Source organism: Bacteroides acidifaciens, from assembly GCF_024623065.1.
In the GTDB taxonomy this organism is placed as follows: domain Bacteria; phylum Bacteroidota; class Bacteroidia; order Bacteroidales; family Bacteroidaceae; genus Bacteroides; species Bacteroides acidifaciens.
This window is the reverse complement of the sequence record NZ_JANJZR010000153.1, coordinates 1-2,827: the sequence shown is the minus strand read 5'-3', so window position 1 is coordinate 2,827 and position 2,827 is coordinate 1. Positions and strand designations below refer to the sequence as shown.

Here is a 2,827-nt window from a genome sequence, read left to right as displayed (position 1 = left end):
GGAGATTTCAACAATACTTCTGCGTCCGACTTATACCCCAAAATTCGATGTTTTCAAATTTTTGTCATGTACTTAATTTATTTCTATTCCTTTTTGACAGATTATTGAACCTTTGGAATAGATAAAAGGAGTATTTTTACAGTATTCTTATTTCTAGGTGATAAGCAGGCAAATTTTTATCTAAATAAATTAAAAGGAAGACAATGGATTTAAGTTTTTTGATGGAGAGAAGGCATTCCTATTTTATATCTATGATATTACTTTGGATGTCTTTTAGTTTGGTTAGTCAGAGTAGTGGTGCACAAAATCTGGAGAAAATAATATGTAATGGTATTCCTTGGTTTGATGATCAGGGCAAAATTGTAAATGCTCATGGAGCATGTATTGTGGAAGATGCCGGACGGTATTATTTATTCGGAGAATACCGTTCGGATGAAACGAATTCTTTTGTTGGTTTTAGTTGCTATTCGTCCGACGATTTATCAAATTGGAAATTTGAACGTATCGTGCTTCCAATACAAAAAGAGGGATTGTTAGGTCCTAATAGGATTGGTGAACGTGTGAAGGTCATGAAGTGCCCTTCTACTGGAGAATATGTGATGTACATGCATACCGATGATATAAAATACTGTGATCCTTGTATCGGGTATGCCACTAGTAAAACTATTAATGGTGATTACATATTCCAAGGACCTTTTAAAATAGGGAATGAACCTATTCGAATGTGGGATATGGGAACTTTTCAGGATACCGATGGGACGGGCTATTTGTTGATTCATGAAGGAGATATCTATCGTCTTAGCGAGGATTATCATTCTGCAGAAAAAAGACTCGTGAAGAATATGGCTCCTGGTGGCGAGTCGCCTGCCATGTTTAAAAAGAAGGGTATTTATTATTTCTTGTTTTCAAATAAGACGAGTTGGGAAAAGAATGATAATTACTATTTCACAGCTCCGACAGTGAGTGGACCGTGGAAGAAGGGTGGTTTGTTTGTCCCTGAAGGTAAATTGACGTATAATTCACAGACTACTTTTGTCTTTCCTTTGACGCAAGGAAAAGATACAATTCCAATGTTTATGGGAGATCGCTGGTCCTTTCCTCATCAGGCTTCAGCTGCCACTTATGTATGGATGCCTATGCAAGCGGATAAGGGAACACTTTCCATACCGGAATATTGGCAGGCATTGGATATAAAAACATTATCACCGGTGGACGCACTAGATAATGGTCAAATATTATCCCTCCAGAAAATACGATCTGAAGCAGGATGGGAAAGGAGAGGGGAACAGTTGTGCTCAAACTTGAAAAATAGTGTATTGAACATTCCTTTTAGAGGTACGCAGGCAGCTATAATAGGAGAAGCCAATTCTCATGGTGGATATGCAAGGGTGAGTGTACTTAATAGAAAAGGTAAAACTCTTTATTCGTCATTAATTGATTTTTATAGTAAATATCCGGAATCAGCTATCCGAATAGTAACTCCAAGTTTTACTAAAGGAAAATATATTTTGAGAGTTGAGGTTACAGGAATTTCACCAGTGTGGACGGACAAGACAAAAGCTCGATATGGTAGTGACGATTGTCTGGTTACATTGGATAAAATAGTTGTTTTTGAATAATATATTAATCATAGTAAAAAACAAAATGGAAAAAGTAAAGAAGATGTTACCTAAGTTTTGTGGCTTCCTGTTTTTCGGAACGATGTGTACATTTGTTTCGGCACAGAAAATTAACTATCAGGTGAATCCTCAAACAGGAGCCTTGCAAACATTAAGTATTGCGAACGACCCACAGAAGATGAACTGGTTGGTAGTTACTGACGGAAGTCAATATCGGTGGGTCAAGGAGAATTATGGATGGGGATTAGGATATGCGACTCAAGTAAAGGGAAATCGGAAAGAAAAAGTATCTTGGGAAATCCCTGCAGAAATGAAGCAAGAAGGAAACGAGCTTGTTTATATGGCGGGTGACATACGTATATGTGTGAAAAGAAAAATGGTAGAGGATGAGCTTATAGAAGAGTATACGTTTCAGAATCAGGGAAAGGATAAGGTGGCACTTGTTGATATAGGCGTCTATACGCCATTTAATGACAATTATCCGGGTTCGCGTACATGCATAAATGCACGTACCAATACCCATATTTGGGAAGGAGAAAATGCCGCTTATGTAAATGCTCTTCGAATGGGAGGCCATGCGCCACACTTGGGGTTAGTGTTGACTAAAGGAGCAGTTAAAGGTTATGAGATATGGGAGCGTGGCAGAGATAAAGGCAATTCTCATACAAGAGGGATTATAGCTCTGAATTTGCCGGATTTGCAATTGATGCCCGGGAAAGAATATTCGATGTCCTGGTGTTTATTTGCTCATAAAGGCATAGACGATTTTCGTCAGAAACTGTTGGAAAAGGGAAGTGTATTTGTTTCTTGTAATAAATATGTGTTTGAAAAGGGGGAGAAGGCATGTATAGAGCTGGCTGCTGAAACTTCCATTCAGAAATGCGTATTAAAAAATCAGGATATTCATATTCCGATGAAAAAGCGAGGTAACTTGTGGATAGCAGAAGTTAAGATGGATCAATTAGGAGAGAATCGTTTTGATATTTTTTATGGGAAGGGGAAACAAACGCACGTAACTTGTTTGGTTATTGATAATGTGGACAGCTTGATAAAAAAACGGGTTGACTTCATTTGTGACCATCAGCAGATGAAAGAGTCCAATACACGTAAAGATGCTTTCATGGTTTATGATAAGTAACTAATCAAAATTAAGCAGCATTATGTTTAAGTTTAATACCCAAGGTATCCCCGACAGCCGCCAATGCCCT

At 38.0% G+C, this 2,827-nt stretch carries 2 protein-coding genes; both read left to right on the top strand.

Going from position 1 to position 2,827, the window contains the following annotated elements:
• Positions 1-203: 203 nt before the first annotated feature.
• Complete coding sequence (locus NSB03_RS20280) at positions 204-1,619, top strand: family 43 glycosylhydrolase (RefSeq protein WP_128824542.1); 1,416 nt, start codon at positions 204-206, stop codon at positions 1,617-1,619.
• A 25-nt stretch (positions 1,620-1,644) separates the two neighbouring features.
• Positions 1,645-2,757 carry a hypothetical protein gene (locus NSB03_RS20275; protein ID WP_228099403.1) on the top strand — a complete coding sequence of 371 codons (1,113 nt, stop codon included), beginning with the start codon at positions 1,645-1,647 and terminating at the stop codon, positions 2,755-2,757.
• The last annotated feature ends 70 nt before the right edge of the window (positions 2,758-2,827 follow it).

Bases quoted from the DNA above. Each gene is read 5' to 3' on its own strand.
- NSB03_RS20280 (WP_128824542.1), top strand. From the start codon at position 204: ATGGATTTAAGTTTTTTGATGGAGAGAAGGCATTCCTATTTTATATCT.
- NSB03_RS20275 (WP_228099403.1), top strand. From the start codon at position 1,645: ATGGAAAAAGTAAAGAAGATGTTACCTAAGTTTTGTGGCTTCCTGTTT.